Annotated in this window: 13 protein-coding genes; 8 read left to right on the top strand and 5 right to left on the bottom strand. The window is 67.4% G+C overall.

Annotated features, from left to right (window positions below):
• The first annotated feature begins 1 nt into the window (after window position 1).
• From QM618_RS06890 to QM618_RS06880, 3 genes are read left to right on the top strand one after another with little or no spacing between them, the layout of a single operon-like run.
• Window positions 2–739, top strand: coding sequence for a lysophospholipid acyltransferase family protein (locus QM618_RS06890; protein WP_428096017.1), 738 nt, complete (start codon window positions 2–4; stop codon window positions 737–739).
• Window positions 736–1,737 carry an NAD(P)H-dependent glycerol-3-phosphate dehydrogenase gene (locus tag QM618_RS06885; RefSeq protein ID WP_428096015.1) on the top strand — a complete coding sequence of 334 codons (1,002 nt, stop codon included), beginning with the start codon at window positions 736–738 and terminating at the stop codon, window positions 1,735–1,737. Before QM618_RS06890 ends, QM618_RS06885 begins: the two co-directional genes overlap by 4 nt.
• Before the next feature lies 1 nt (window position 1,738).
• A complete protein-coding gene (locus tag QM618_RS06880) occupies window positions 1,739–2,833 on the top strand; it encodes a D-alanine--D-alanine ligase family protein (RefSeq protein ID WP_428096013.1) in 1,095 nt (364 codons plus the stop codon).
• A gap of 114 nt (window positions 2,834–2,947) precedes the next feature.
• On the opposite strand, the gene QM618_RS06875 is transcribed toward QM618_RS06880, so the two are convergent.
• Window positions 2,948–4,378, bottom strand: a complete 1,431-nt coding sequence (locus QM618_RS06875; RefSeq protein ID WP_428096011.1) for a DUF222 domain-containing protein — start codon at window positions 4,376–4,378, stop codon at window positions 2,948–2,950.
• 53 nt (window positions 4,379–4,431) lie between these two features.
• Complete coding sequence (locus QM618_RS06870; RefSeq protein ID WP_428096009.1) at window positions 4,432–4,893, bottom strand: DUF3515 family protein; 462 nt, start codon at window positions 4,891–4,893, stop codon at window positions 4,432–4,434.
• 33 nt (window positions 4,894–4,926) lie between these two features.
• Between QM618_RS06870 and QM618_RS06865 the strand changes: the two genes are divergently transcribed.
• Window positions 4,927–6,285 carry an MATE family efflux transporter gene (locus QM618_RS06865; protein ID WP_428096007.1) on the top strand — a complete coding sequence of 453 codons (1,359 nt, stop codon included), beginning with the start codon at window positions 4,927–4,929 and terminating at the stop codon, window positions 6,283–6,285.
• Window positions 6,286–6,294: 9 nt separating this feature from the next.
• Window positions 6,295–7,230, top strand: a complete 936-nt coding sequence (locus QM618_RS06860) for a thiamine-phosphate kinase (protein WP_428096006.1) — start codon at window positions 6,295–6,297, stop codon at window positions 7,228–7,230.
• Between the two features lie 143 nt (window positions 7,231–7,373).
• Here the strand turns inward: QM618_RS06860 and rpmB are convergent, their stop codons facing one another.
• Window positions 7,374–7,571, bottom strand: coding sequence for a 50S ribosomal protein L28 (rpmB, locus tag QM618_RS06855; protein WP_428096005.1), 198 nt, complete (start codon window positions 7,569–7,571; stop codon window positions 7,374–7,376).
• Window positions 7,572–7,768: 197 nt separating this feature from the next.
• Between rpmB and QM618_RS06850 the strand changes: the two genes are divergently transcribed.
• Together QM618_RS06850 and QM618_RS06845 are read left to right on the top strand one after the other, a co-directional pair.
• Window positions 7,769–9,259, top strand: coding sequence for a DAK2 domain-containing protein (locus QM618_RS06850; protein WP_428096004.1), 1,491 nt, complete (start codon window positions 7,769–7,771; stop codon window positions 9,257–9,259).
• Window positions 9,256–11,469: an ATP-dependent DNA helicase RecG gene (locus QM618_RS06845; RefSeq protein ID WP_428096003.1), complete on the top strand. Its 2,214-nt coding sequence runs from the start codon at window positions 9,256–9,258 to the stop codon at window positions 11,467–11,469. Before QM618_RS06850 ends, QM618_RS06845 begins: the two co-directional genes overlap by 4 nt.
• 2 nt (window positions 11,470–11,471) lie before the next feature.
• Here the strand turns inward: QM618_RS06845 and QM618_RS06840 are convergent, their stop codons facing one another.
• Both QM618_RS06840 and QM618_RS06835 read right to left on the bottom strand, forming a co-directional pair.
• The gene (locus QM618_RS06840; RefSeq protein ID WP_428096002.1) at window positions 11,472–11,666 is read right to left on the bottom strand and encodes a hypothetical protein; all 195 of its coding nucleotides are present in this window, start codon (window positions 11,664–11,666) and stop codon (window positions 11,472–11,474) included.
• A gap of 68 nt (window positions 11,667–11,734) precedes the next feature.
• Window positions 11,735–13,504: a cellulase family glycosylhydrolase gene (locus QM618_RS06835; protein ID WP_428096001.1), complete on the bottom strand. Its 1,770-nt coding sequence runs from the start codon at window positions 13,502–13,504 to the stop codon at window positions 11,735–11,737.
• A 59-nt stretch (window positions 13,505–13,563) separates the two neighbouring features.
• On the opposite strand from QM618_RS06835, the gene QM618_RS06830 reads away from it, so the two are divergent.
• Window positions 13,564–14,805, top strand: a complete 1,242-nt coding sequence (locus QM618_RS06830) for an AGE family epimerase/isomerase (protein ID WP_428096000.1) — start codon at window positions 13,564–13,566, stop codon at window positions 14,803–14,805.
• Window positions 14,806–14,880 lie beyond the last annotated feature (75 nt).

Here is a 14,880-nt window from a genome sequence, read left to right as displayed (position 1 = left end):
GATGGCGACACGACCAAATTGGGCCTTCCGCACCGTCGTCAACCTGGTGCGGCCCCTCGCGACGCTGCTGCTCAAGCGCTCATGGTCCGGGCAAGAGCACTTGCCGACGGATCGCGGCTTCATCGCGGTGTCCAACCATGTCAGCTACGTGGACCCGCTGACGTTTGGCCACTACCTGTACAACTCCGGCCACCCGCCGCGCTTCTTGGCAAAGAAGGAACTGTTCGAGATTCCCGTGGTTGGCCGCGTTTTGAAGTCCGGCGACCAGATCCCCGTGTATCGCGGCACGTCCCAGGCCAAAGACTCGCTAGACTACGCGCGCGTTGTCCTTGACCGTGGCGACATGATTGCGATGTTCCCCGAAGGCACGCTCACGCGAGACCCAAACATGTGGCCCATGGTGGCGCGCACGGGCGCCGCACGCCTTGCCCTTGAGAGTGGGGCGCCGGTTATCCCCGTTGCGCAATGGGGTGCCCACCTTGTCCTTCCGCCCTATTCGAAGAAGCCGGACCTCTTTCCCCGCAAACCCATGGTGGTGCGCGCTGGACCGGCGATTGATCTTGACGATCTCCGCGGAAAGCCCATCGACACCGAGCTGCTGCGTATCGCGACGGACCGCATCATGGCTACCCTGACAGCCATGGTGGCGGACATCCGTGGTGAGACACCCCCGGAGCATCCTTTCGACATGCGAGCGCACCAGGCGCCCAAGACAGACAACGCGGAGGGCGCCTCGTGACGCGCGCGGCCGTGATCGGCGCTGGCGCGTGGGGCACCACGTTCGCCTCGGTGCTCACGGACGCTGGCACGCACACCACGCTGTGGGGCCGCGATCCGCAGACGCTTGCGGAAGTGTCCGCTCACGGGCGCAACACCCGCGCACTTCCCGACCTCCAACTCGCCACGGGCATCGCCACCACGATGGACGCAGCGGAGGCCCTCGAGAACGCCGACATCGTCGCCGTGGCCGTGCCCGCCCAGAAGGTGCGGCACATCATCGCCGACTTCGCACCACTCATCCCGCCCACGGCCGTAGTGGTGTCGCTCATGAAAGGCGTCGAGGCGGACACGCACCTGCGGATGTCCGAGGTTCTCGCCGAGGTTGCCCAGATCCCTGCGGAACGAACCGCCGTGGTCTCTGGTCCCAACCTTGCCCGCGAAATCGCCGCCCGCCAGCCCACTGCCACCGTCGTTGCCGCAACCACGATTGAAGCCGCCGACAAAGTGGCAGCCGCCACAGCGTCGGGCTACTTCCGGCCTTATACGAACACCGACGTCGTTGGCGTGGAGCTCTGCGGAGCGTACAAGAACGTGATTGCGGTGGGTGTGGGAGTCTCTGACGGGCTTGGGTTTGGCAACAACACCACGGCCACTGTCATCACGCGCGGCCTCACCGAGATCACGCGGCTTGGTATGGCGCTGGGGGCTCGTCCTGAGACGTTCAGTGGACTCGCCGGCATGGGCGACCTCATCGCGACCTGCGCCTCGCCGCTCAGCCGCAACCATATGCTCGGCAAGCGGATTGGGCAGGGCGCGACACTCGGCGAAGCCCTCGCGTCCAGCGAAGGTACCGCCGAGGGTGTCACCACTGCGCGATCCATTCAGGAACTCGCGGCGAGCCTTGGCGTGGACGTGCCCATTTGCGACGCCGTGGTGACGATGCTCGCGGGCGAAGTGGCGCCAAAGGACGTGCTTGGCTTGTTGCTCAGCCGGCCGCGGAAGTCCGAGGTGGGGTGACGTGACGCAGCGCCCTGTGGTCGCAGTCCTGTTTGGTGGCCGCTCGTCCGAACACGGAGTCTCGTGCGTGACAGCGGGGGGCGTCTTGGGAGCGATTGACCGTTCTGCCTGGGATGTTGTGGCCATCGGCATCACCCGAGATGGGCGGTGGACGCTCGCTTCTGCTGATCCCGCGGATTGGCGCATCGTGGACGGCGAGATGCCCTCGGTGCCCGACGCTGGGCACACCGTTCTGCCTCCATCCCACGTTGGCGCGGGGGGATGGCGGGTGCTTGAAGACTCTGGCGAGGCGCGAGCGCTCGGCACGATCGACGTGGTGTTTCCCGTGCTGCACGGACCGTTCGGCGAGGACGGGACCGTGCAGGGGGCACTTGAACTCGTGGACGTGCGGTACGTGGGTTCCGGGGTGCTGGGCTCTGCGATAGGCATGGACAAGCAGTTCATGCGTGCCGCGTTCGTTGACGCCGGCCTTCCGGTGACCGACGCCGTGGTGCTGCTGCCAGGGCAGGACGTCGGCTCGCGGCGGGGCGCGATAGTGGCGCTCGGGCTGCCTGTGTTTGTGAAGCCTGCGCGGGCAGGGTCGTCCATGGGAATCTCGCGCGTTGACACCTATGAGGCTCTTGATGCCGCGATCGCTGGTGCCGCTAAGCATGATCCAAAGGTGCTCATTGAGCGTGCCGTTGTTGGGCGCGAGATCGAGACCGCCGTTCTCGGGACGGTGGACGGCCCGCGCACATCGCTGCCGGGCGAGATCGTGACCGGCGGCGACCACGTCTTCTACGACTTTGACGCCAAGTACCTCGATGAATCTCACGTGCAACTGCTGTGTCCCGCTGATTTGCCCTCCGCGACCATCGAGCGCGTGCGCGATATCGCGGCGGCCGCCTTCCAAGCCATCGGCGGTGAGTCGTTGGCGCGCGTCGATGTCTTTGTTGGTGGCGACGGCACCATCACCGTCAACGAGATCAACACGATGCCGGGGTTCACGCCAACGTCGATGTACCCGCGAATGTGGGCAGCGACGGGTGTGGACTACCCCGAGTTGGTCTCGACGCTCCTCGAGACTGCACTGAACCGTCCGGTGGGCTTGCGGTAACTGGCGGGGCCAACGCCGGGCCAACGCCGGGCCCACGCCGCGCCGAGCCAGGCCGCGCCAACGCCCGGCCAACGCCTGGCCAGGCAGCGCTCCATCACGCCTCTCGCCGCGGGGCTAGAGGCGTACGGAACTTCCCGGTTGTCGTCGTCTTTGCGGGTCAACGGTTGCCGGTGGGATGAACCAGACTTGGTAGTTCTCAACGCTGATGCCCCACCCGTTTTCGTGGAGGCGATGGTGGCAACCGATGCATAGCATCACGAGGTTGTCTTGGTCGGTAGGACCCCCGTAGTCCCATTCGATGATGTGGTGCGCGTTGCACCTGGAAATAGCCCGGTGGCATTGCGCGCAACCCTTGTCACGTTCCATCGCCACAAGACGCTGAGCGCGGCTTGCGGAGCGGCGCGTGCGGCCAAACTTGAGGGGTTGGCCCTCGTCATCGGTGAGTAGGGCTGCGAACTCGAGGTCGACGGCCGCCAACAGCGCCGTGGCAATGGGGATTGGTGCCTCGATACCGTCCGCCGTTGCGTGCCCGGTGCCAGTCGCTAGCGACTCGCGGCTGGCGCGAATCACCATCGTGGTCTTGGGACGCGACGTGGCCTTGGTGCACCCAGCAACGTGCCGTGCCATGTCGACGAATGAGTCCGCCATGATCTGTCCCAAGGTTCGCTGCTGGTCGCGTGGCAACTCGCGCTGACCGAACACCTCGGCGTCTGTCTCGGCTTCGAGCCATGCCTTGAGCGGTGCGGCGGCGATTGGCGGGAGCTTGCCAAAGAACGACACCATGCCATCGAGCTCTGTGCGGAACGTCACGAACCGGTCCCGCTGCTGCCGCTCCTCCCGGTCCGCGTAGCCCTGTGGGTCAAACTCGGCAAACGTCTCGAAGCACAGCCGGCGCAACTGCACAATCGTGAGTTTGCCGGCACGCTCGGCAAGGAATGCCTCTGCCTCGTCGCGTCGCGCTGTCATGTCATCAAGCGTGCGTTGAATCAGGTTCGCCTTCTCCGTCCCGAGCCCGGCCCGGATCGCCGCAGCGAGAGGCGACAACACCCTTCGCGGCGTCGGCGACGGCGCGGGCGCAGGCGCCGCCACACGCTCTGGCGCCGCCTCTTCGCCCAAGAGCAGTTCCTCCATGGGCTCAGCGACCGGTGCGATCACTTCCGGCGCAGACTCAACTGTCACGTGCCGGTCAACCGCGCGGCCAAGGCCGATGAGCTTTGCGGCCTCAGAACGCGACAGTCCGGTCGTCGCAGAGAGCAGCTCGGCGGCGTTGGGAAAGCCCTTGTATCGCGCGAACCGCTCATTGAGTTCCGGGCCCGACAGTTCCTCCAGCCGAGCCGCGTACGGCGCTAGCAAAGCGTCAGCGGCGTGCCTCACGCGCGCGATTAGTTGTGCTGCGGCCAAGGCCTTCTCGCCCACGGCGGTCGCGGCTACAGGGAGCGACACCAAGGCGTCTACATCTGCCCACAGCCGGATGAGTTCTTCCGCGGGATCGGGCACGTCAACAAACCCCATATAGGGGGCATCAACAACGGCGTCCGCGGTCATGAATCAAGCAAACCACCGACCACTGACATGGCGGCAAGCGGCCATTTACCAGGCTACTTGCACTCCAGACCGTTCGAAGGCGCCAAAGCAGCCGGCCCCGAAACCTCTGCCAACAGATCCGCCACGGCGTCCTGCGCCCTTGCAGTAGGAATCAGCACCTCAACCGCCGGCGACCGCCCAAAACTCGTCGCGCGCCACTGATCTCCGTCCTCCACCACGAGCCAGTCCTGCGTCCCAGCCTCCGCGGCCACCTCAACGCAGCTTTCCGTGGTCGGCCCCGGCGGCTCCACTCCGCACCGCACCACGATCGGATACTCGTCGCCATACGCGGCAGTGGCCTGTGACGTGGTGCCACGTACGTCGAGGCCGCCCAGCTCAGAAGGCATCGCGAGCATCACGCGCGCGCAATCGGGATCTGCTGCGTACGGCGCGGGATCCACCACCAAGGGCTGCGAGCACCCGGCCAGCACCGCCGCACTGGCACCACAAACCGCCGCAAGACCCAAGAAGCGCACGCCCTAAGCCTAGGCCCGCGCTACGGTGGCGCCATGACACTCGGCGTGCGCACCTGGCCGCACCGCCGCGCCTTCTCGCTCGCGTGGCCCGCGATCCTCAGCAACATCTCTGTGCCGCTCGTTGGCCTCATCGACACTGCGATGCTTGGCCACTTCAGCGACGAGCTTAACCTCGCGGCCGCGGCGATCGGCTCCACGGTCCTCGGCGCGGCGTTCTGGCTGCTGAGCTTCCTCCGGACTGGCACAACGAGCCTGGTAGGCCGAGCATTAGGCGCCAATAGGCCCGACGCTGCGCTCACCCACGCGCAACGCTCGGCCCTTCTTGCACTCGGGCTGGGCGTAGGGATCATCGCCGTTCAGTGGGCGGTGGTGCCGTGGCTCATGACGCTTCTCACGCCCGACGCTGCGATGGCAGATCTCGCCGCCTCCTTCACCTCGATTCGGCTGGCAAGCGCGCCCGCCGTTCTGCTCACCTTGGTCATCGCGGGTTGGTTCATCGGGGCTGGGGACACCAAGCGGCCGCTCGCGGTCGTCGTCACGGTTGGGTCGCTCAACGTGATCCTCGACCTGATCTTTGTTGCCGGCCTCCAGCTTGGCGCCGAGGGGGCGGCCGTCGCCACCGCGATCTCCGAGTGGGTGGGCTTTGCCCTGGCCCTCGCGCTGTGGTGGCGGGCGCAGGGAGAGGCGACCAGAGCGTCGGCCCTCCGGTGGCGCGGACGCGGCCTGCGCACGGGGTGGCGCGCCGTGCTTGGCCTCAACCGCGACATCTTCCTGCGCACGGCGGTGCTCTACGCCGTGCTGACATTCATGACTGCGTATGGCGCGCACGTCTCGACCACCGTGGTGGCGGCGAACGCGATTCTGATGCAGCTGATGCTACTGGCGTCGTACGGGCAGGACGGCTACGCGCACGCGGCGGAGTCTCTGGCCGCGCGCGAGATAGGGGCGCGGGACGTGCCTGAGTTCCATCGCGCCGTGGGGGCGTCCGCGTTGCCCGCGGTGGCAATCGGGGCGGTCTTTACTCTGCTGTACGCGGTGGCGGGCAGTGCCTTCGTAGCGGTGTTGACATCGCTACCCGAGGTCACCGCCGCCACCCAGGCCGTCATCCCGTGGCTCGCCGCGCTGCCACTGCTCAGTGCGGGCGCGTACTTGTTTGACGGCGTGTTCCTTGGTGCTGGCAAGGTGAGGTGGATGCTCATCACGATGGTGGCGTCCGCCCTTGTGTTCTTCGCGATCTGGTGGCTTGGCGCGGACGAGGCAGGCGACAACGCGCGCAACGCCAACCTGTGGCGCGCGTTCCTTATCTTCAACGTGTGCCGCGGACTGTTCCTTGGGCTCGCGTACGCGCGGCTCACGCGAGCGCGGGCGTGGCTGGTGGGTTCCGCCGCCTAGGCTCTACTCGTGACCACGATCGGCGAACTCGGCGAGGACGCGCTCATCGCGGCCTTCGCCCCGCGCCTCCCCACCACGGACGCCGAGATCCTCGGCCCGGGCGATGACGCAGCGGTTCTTTCCGTAGACGGCCACCTTGTCGTCAGCAGTGACGTCCTCGTCGAGAACCGCCACTTCCGCATGGACTGGTCAACGGGCGACGACACTGGCTGGCGTGCCGCCGTTCAGAACCTCGCCGACATCGACGCGATGGGCGCCGTCCCAACGGCTCTGCAGGTGACCCTTGCGGCGCCGCCAAGCACCCCGGTCGCGTGGGTCCTCGCCTTCGCGGACGGCCTGCGCCAAGCCTGCGAGCCGCACGGAGTCGGCGTGGTCGGCGGCGACCTTAGCGCCTCCACCGAAGTCCACATCGGCGTCACCGCAATCGGCGAGACGCACGGCATGGACCCGGTTACCAGGGCCGACGCCGTGCCTGGCGACGTCATCGCGGTTTCGGCCCCGCTCGGTGCGGCCGCCGCGGGGTTCGCTCTCCTCAGCGCGGGCGAAACAGAAGGAGAGGCCGTTCAGCTCTTCCTGCGCCCTCGTCCCTTCATCGGCGCGGGCCTAGAGGCGGCCTTACGCGGCGCCACCTCGATGATGGACATCAGCGACGGCCTGCTACGAGACGCAACCAGAATCGCCCGTGCCAGCGACGCCGCCCTGGAGATAGCGTCGGGCCTTGTGCCAGTTCACCTGGCAGCGGTGGCGGCGGGCAGAACGCTAGACAGAGACCCCCAGCAGTGGGCCCTCACCGGCGGCGAGGATCACCACATGCTCGCGACCTTCCCGGCGCGCGGTGCCGTGCCAACTGGGTGGACGGTCATCGGCGAGGTGCGGGCCGGCGCAGGCGTCACCGTGGATGGAGAGAACCCAAGCGCCCTGGGCTGGGATCACTTTCGCGGTTGAGTCGGGGCAAGCGTCCTGGCGGTACGCGTGAGGTCGCAAGCAGCCCATGCGACCTCTGGCTTGCCGCCAGGAGGCATTCGGCTTAGGCAGGGAAAGCAAAACGGGCGCCCCCCGAAGGGAACGCCCGCAATTGCTAAGAAGTGTTACGCGGAAACGCGGCGCTGCACCTTGCCGGCCTTGAGGCACGACGTGCAGACGTTCACGCGCTTGGGGGTGCCGCCAACGATGGCGCGCACGCGCTGAATGTTCGGGTTCCAGCGACGCGAGGTGCGGCGGTGGGAGTGCGAGATCGAGTTACCGAAGGACGGACCCTTGCCGCAGACGTCGCAGTTGGCAGCCACGATAGTTCTCCTTGAAAGCTTGTGAATGGGCCCGAGAGGCGCTCAGGCAACCGCACAAGCGTACCCGATGACACGGCATTTGGCCAAGTTCCCATGCCCGACGGCACGGTTACGGTGGGCTTGTCGGCGCACCGTGGGAACATGGTACCCACGCACAGGGCGGGGCCGGTGCGGTGAAACACGAACAGGGAGGCACGGTGGCAGACGCCGCGGAACTGCGACGCTGGCTTGATAGCGGCGCCAACGCCGTGAAGCGCGCGCGCGATCGCCTCGACGCCATCAACGTCTTTCCGGTGGCGGATTCGGACACGGGCACCAACATCTATCTGACCCTTCGTGAGGGCAACCGTGCCGTTGCAGATCTGCCCAAGGAGGCCACACACAAGGAGGTTGTTGCGGCCTTCGCGCGGGGTGCGCTGCTGGGGGCTAGGGGCAACTCTGGCGTCATCGTGAGCGCCTATCTGAATGCCTTCCTGACATCGGTGGATGCGCGCGGTGGCCTGTCTGCCACCTCCGCTCGCGACATCTACCAGGCGCTTGACGCCGCGTCCGACGCCGCGTATTCCGCCGTGGGCTCTCCCGTGGAGGGGACCATTCTCACGGTGGCGAAGGCGGCGGCATCGGCAGCTCACGGCGCCGTCGCTTCTGGAGCGGCGCGCGAGGCGACCATCATCGCCGCCGTGGTTGGTGCTAGGGCCGCGCTGTCGAAGACGCAGCAGGAACTTGGGCCCGCGCGCGAGGCGGGCGTTGTCGACGCGGGCGCCGCAGGGCTGGTGCTGCAGCTCGAGATGCTCGCGGAGACGCTCGCCGGCCCCGGGGTGCTTGCCGCGTACGACGAGGTGGACTGGTCCACGGACATGGACGCGTACCGCTCGTACCACCCGCCGCACGGGCACGAGGGTGGCTACGAGGTCATGTTCGTCGCCGTGAACCGCAGCGACATGACCCGCGAACTTAACACCCGGCTCGAGGCGCTCGGCGACTCGGTGGCGGTGATCGGTTCGCACGGCCTGTGGCAGGCCCACGTGCACACGGAGCGGCCCGGCGATGCCGTGCGGGTGGCCATGAGCGCTGGTGCGCGCAAGGTGGTGGTGCGCGGAATCGATGACCACGCCAAGGACGCCTCCACTATCGTCGCCCTCACCACATGCCCTGGCCTGGCCGACGCTCTGGCTGAGGCGGGCGCGTGCGTGCTGCTGATCCCGGTGCCAGACCAGGCTCCGCGCAAAGACCTGATGCGCGCGCTGCGCGACGCCGTGGGGTCAGCGGGGGTCGTGGTCGCGGGCGATCCCACGCTGCTCGGGGCAGCGCGCAAACTCGCCGCGAAGCGCCGTGGACCCAAATTGACGGTGTTGGACACCGCGCACGAGGCGCACGTGGTGGCCGCTATCGCGGCCTCGGCGCTCGCGACGCCAGGCGAGTCCGTTGCGGACCGCATGGCAGCGGCCATCGCGGCAACGCACGTGATTGAGACCTCCCCCGAGGACCTCGATGATGACGTGGACCGATTGCTCTCCGAACGCACAGAGGTGGTCACGGTCATCGTGGGGCGCGGAGTGGACTCGGCAGTGGCGGATCGCGTGCGGCTCTCCGTTGCCGCCGCCGCACCCCACGCTGATGTGGCCGTGTACGAGGGCAACCAGGTGTCTCCCGCCATCGCCGTTGGCGTGGAGAACGCTCCCGCGTGAGCGAGCGGCTCGAGGAGACGCTCAAGCGAGCGCTAGGTGATCGCACCGCGGCCACACTCGCGAAACTGGGGCTCACCACGGTGGGGGAGCTGTTGCGTCACTACCCGCGCAGGTATGGCACCCCTGGAGAGTTCACGGACATCCGGTCCCTGCGTACAGGGGAACACGTGACCGTGATGGCCCAGGTGCGCTCGGCCACGGTGCGCACCATGCACTCGCGCGGGGGCGCGATGCTTGAGGCGATCGTCTCTGATGGGCGCGATACCCTGCAGCTCACCTTCTTCGCCAAGCGCACGGGCGTGTTGCGCATGCATGAGGACAAGCTGCGGCCCGGCCGCACTGGCCTCTTCACCGGCACGGTGGGGGAGTACCGCGGAAAGCGCCAACTGACGCACCCCGACTACCTCATCGTTGGCGTGGATGCGGCGGATGCGGATGAGGCCATCTACGAGGCACTGCGCCCCATCCCCATCTATCCCGCGGCCGCCTCCGCGCCCACGTGGCGCATCGCGAGGGCCGTGCGCACGGTCTTGGATCCGCTCCAAGAGGCAGACGTTCCAGATCCGATTCCTGCCGACCTACGCGAGCAGCGCGGGCTACCCACGCTCCTCGAGTCCCTGCGCCTCGTCCACGAACCGGAACACGCCAGTGACCACGAGCGCGGTCGTGCTCGCCTCCGTTACGAGGAGGCCCTTGTGCTGCAGACCGCCTTGGCGCGCCGCCGCGCGGAGCACGCGGCGCTGTCTGCCGTGGCGCGGCCCGCGCGCACCGGCGGTCTCGTCGATGCTCTCGACGCGCGCTTGCCCTTCGCGCTGACACAGGGCCAGCACGACGTGGGCAAGGAGATTGCGCGCGACCTCGCCGCGGACGTGCCGATGCTGCGCCTCTTGCAAGGCGATGTTGGGGCAGGCAAGACGGTGGTGGCGTTGCGCGCGATGCTCCAGGTGGTGGACGCTGGCGGCCAGGCCGCCCTGCTCGCACCCACGGAAGTGCTTGCGGCTCAGCACGTGCGTGCATTGCGGGCGCTCCTCGGCCCGCTCGGTGACGGAGGAATGTTGGGGGGCGCGGACAACGCAACTCGGGTAGTGCTGGTGACGGGTTCGCAAGGCTCGCGGGAGCGTCGGGCAGCCTTAGCGGAGGCCGCGGGGGGCGCCGCCGGAATCATCATCGGCACCCATGCCTTGTTGAGCGAAACCGTCCAGTTTGCGGACCTTGGCCTGGTGGTGGTTGACGAGCAGCACCGTTTTGGCGTGGAGCAGCGCGACGCCCTGCGCTCCAGGGGAGAACGCCCGCCGCACACCCTCGTCATGACCGCAACGCCGATTCCACGAACCGTCGCGATGACCGTGTTTGGAGACCTCGAAACCTCGGTGCTCGGGGAGCGCCCCTCTGGGCGCGCCAGCACCGCAACACACCTGGTACCGGCCCAGAATCCCGTGTGGATCGCTCGTACCTGGGCGCGCGTCAGGGAAGAGGTAGACAAGGGCGGGCGGGCATACGTGGTGTGCGCTCGCATTGATCCCACCGAACCGCCCGACGCTGTGGACGACTCAGACGCCGACGATCGCCTCGACCTCGAGCCGGCAAAGGAACGCCCCCCGCTCGCCGCCGCCACAGAGGTGGCCGCGATGCTCGCGGAACGGCGAGAGTTCGCCGGCGTGCGCATTGGGCTGATGCATGGCCGCCTCAGCGCCGAGGAGAAGGACGCGGCGATGGCGCGATTCGCGTCGGGGGAGACGCCCGTGCTCGTGTCCACCACGGTGATCGAGGTGGGAGTCGACGTTCCTGAGGCCACGGCCATGGTGGTCCTCGACGCCGATCGCTTTGGCATCTCCCAGTTGCATCAGTTGCGCGGCAGGGTGGGCCGTTCCACCGCACCAGGAGTGTGCCTGCTCGTGAGCTCTGCCGAAGAGGGCAGCCTCGCCTACGAACGCCTCGCCGCGCTCGCCGCAACTACCGACGGCTTCGAGCTCGCCGAGAAGGACCTGGAGCTTCGCCGCGAAGGCGACGTGCTTGGCGCGGGGCAATCCGGCCGCTCGTCGCTGCGCCTCCTGAAGGTGGTGCGTGACGCCGCGCTCATCGCAACGGCGCGCGAGGACGCGCGCAAAGTGATTGACGACGACCCAACCTTGGAGCGTCACCCAGCCCTAGCGTCGGCCATTCATGCCTGGCTGGGCGGCGATCAAGAGGAGTTCCTCGAGCGCGCGTGAGCCTAGAAGCTGCGTCGCATCTCGTACTCGACCAATTGCGACTGGCCGCTGCCCGAGTAGTACGCGTCCGCGACAATCCCACGGATCACGGTGCGGAGCTCATTGGACCACTCCACCGGGAGCAGCCCGCCCACCTTGTCCACGGCTTTGTCAACGCGCGGCCCAAAGGCCTCTTCCATTTCGAGGGGCAACGTCATGCGGCCAGGCTAGGAGGGTTGCGCCGCGGCCGGTAGGGGTAAGTGAGAAACATCATCCCGGCGAGGCGTCACCGTGGCTGAGGGTTGCCTTGGTCGTAGTACTCAGTGACCGAGACGCCACCCGGAAGGGGCGTCGCATGGTCGAGGCTCACGAAGCGACCGCCGGAGGTCTGCCACAGCGCGGGCCGCAACAGCGCGTACTTTTCCTCGTCCCACGAGCCCCACCCATTCGCGAAGAGGCCGCCCGTATCGCCGGACTCAGGATTGAGGCACCAGAAGGTGTGAGCCAGGTGCTCGTCAACGATGAGGTCGCGCAGAGCGGCCATCCACACGTCCTGGCGAGGGTCTTGGCCAAGGCGCCCTCCCCATTCGCCGATGAGCAAGGGCGCGGTGCCGTCCTGGTGCAAGTACAGCCAGTTCGGCTCCCACACGTCGGTGGTGAGCGAGTCCTTAGTGAAGGGCTTCTGGAACCATGGCTGGTCGTAGACGAGAGGCCCATATTCGTGCGGTGAGTACACGAGCTGGCGTGGCTCCGAAAGGCGCACGGGGAACTCCGCGGCGAACCGCAGATTGCCGCCCCACCACCCAAAGCTGTAGTCACCGTTGTCCGTGGACGCAAAGCTGGTGCCGGTGCGAGGTGTCGCCTCGATGCCCTCCACGAAGACGAGTGCGTGGGGGTTCTGGGCAAGGATCGCGTCGCCCGCTTGCTCTGCGGCATGCCGCCAGTTGTGCTTGGCGGTGGAGGCGTCCCAGATGGCGCGCGGAGTCTCGCTCGGTTGGCCGTGCGGCTCGTTCTTGAGGTCAAAGCCGATCACCGTGTCGTCGTTGGCGTACCGAGCCGCCACCCATGTCCACGCGTCCAGGAAGTCCGCGGTGGAGACCGGTTCGTTGTACCACACGGGGTAGAGGTGGCCGTCGTCATCGGCGAGCGCAGAGTGCACGTCGAGAAACACCTTCACGCCGCGGTCCTTGGCATCGCCGAGGAAGGCGTCGAACACCTCGAGCGTGGTCTTGTCCGCGAGGCCGGGATTGAGCTGCTGGTTTACCGCTTGCGGAACTCGCGCCTCGCCGTCGCGCCATTCGAGCAGGAGTTCCGTAGAGACTGGCACGCGGATCACGTTGATGCCGCGGCTCGCGATCTGGTCCATCAGGTCGTCCAGGTTGGCCACGTTGAGTCCAACGAGCATGCGCTGCTCAAGGTTGAAGCCATACCAATTGGCGCCCGTGAGCCACACCGCGCGTCCCTGCGCGTCCACGATCCGGTTGCCGTCCGTGTGGAGCCAATCGTCGTCACCAGGGGAGGCCACGTTCGCTTGCGACGTGTAGGTGGGCGGTGGTGTGGGGCCAGCGGCCTGACTCTCGCTCACCGGCCCGGTAGCGGTTCCCACGCACGTTGCGCTGAGATCTGACGGCGAACCGCCGTTCGCGGTGAACCCAAACGTGGCCGTGCTCCCAGCGGTGACCGTGCCGTTGTAGCTTGCATTCGCTGCGGTGGTTATACCCGTGGACCCCACCGGCATCGTCGAGTCCCACGATGCCGTGACCACCCCGCCCTCCAGATTGAGGCCCACTTCCCAGTTCGCGAGCGGCGCCCTCGCACTCACAATCACCTCCGCCTGATAGCCACCGTCCCACTGCTTGGTCACACTGAGTAGGGCGGTGCATACGGGGCCCGACGCTGAAGGCGAGGGCGTCGCCGAAGGTGCCTGCGCCGTCGGGCTGGCTTGGGGAGCTTTTGTGGTGGCCGCCCACACCCCGCCTGCGACGACAACGGCAGCGAGCGCGCCCGCGCCAACGAGCCACGGCGCCCGCCGGAACCTCGGTGTCTCTTGGGCCATGGCGCCACAGTAGCGGGCGAGCGGTCGATACGTTTCGATATTCCCGCTACCGTTGGCTCATGCCTCAAATTGTGGTGGGCGACGCGGCCCTCACGGAGCTCAAGGCGCGCGCTCGCGCCGAGCTCGTCAATGACATCCTTCCGTTCTGGACCGAGCACGCCTTCGACGACGCGGGGTGGCTTCGCGGCGCGGTGCTCGACGACCTCACCATCGACAATTCGCGCCCGCGCCACTCGGTCATTGCCGCGCGCACGCTGTGGACGTTTGCGGTGGCGGCGCGCGACCTCGCGGAACGGCGCGACGAGCTGACGGCCGTGGGACAGGCGTCACTCAACCTGTTGCTCGGCGACTTCTGGGACGAGAGTGAGGGCGGCGTGTACTGGGCGCTCAACCCCGATCGCAGCGTCGCCGCCGACCGCAAGCAGGTCTACGCGCAGGCCTTCGCCATCTACGGACTCGCGCAGTGGTACGAGCTCACGGGTGCCGAGCGAGCTCGCGAGGCCGCGTGGGAACTGTTCACCCTGCTCGAGGGGCACGCGCGCGATCGCTCGCGCGGCGGATACCTGGAGGCGCTGTCGCGCACGTGGGGACCGCTCGAGAACACCGCGCTCAGCGATAAGGACATGTCTGTCCCCAAGTCCATGAACACCAACCTGCACGTGCTTGAGGCGTACACAACGCTGCTGCGCGTGACGGGGGATCCCCGGGTACGGGAGGCGCTGCATGAGCTACTCGCCGTGTCGCTTGAGCACATCCTGGTGCTCACTCCCTTCGCCCATTGCGAGTTGTTCTTCGATGCGGACTGGAACTCGCAGGTGGACACCGTGAGCTACGGGCACGACATCGAGGCCAGCTGGCTGTTGTGGGATGCGTGGGAGGCGCTCGCCGCGGCCGGGATCGATGACGGGAAACTCGAGGAGCGGACGCGCTCAGCCGCGCTGCTGCTCGCAGACGCGGTGCGTGCGCACGGACTCGATGACGACGGCGCGGTGATGTACGAGGGCACTCCCCAGGGCGTGGTGAACGATCAGAAGCACTGGTGGCCCCAGGCGGAAGGCGTGGTGGGGTGGCTTAACGCGTTCCAGATCGCGGGCCGCGCGGAGGACCGCGCGGCCGCGCTCGGCGCGTGGGACTTCATCGAAGACAAGGTCATCGACCGTGAGCATGGCGAGTGGTTCGCCGAGCTCGAGCGCGACGGATCAGTGCGCGTTGGGGCGCAAGGCGACGTGAAGATTGGGCCCTGGAAGTGCCCGTACCACAACGCCCGCGCGTGCCTAGAAGTGATGCGCCGCATCGCGTAACCCCTGAACACCTCTCCACACACGGCGGATGCCCCTCCACACAACCTCGGTGTTGCCGGGGTCACGCCCCGTACG

Source organism: Demequina sp. (assembly GCF_049841215.1).
GTDB lineage: Bacteria > Actinomycetota > Actinomycetes > Actinomycetales > Demequinaceae > Demequina.
This window is presented reverse-complemented; position numbering and strand designations above follow the sequence as displayed.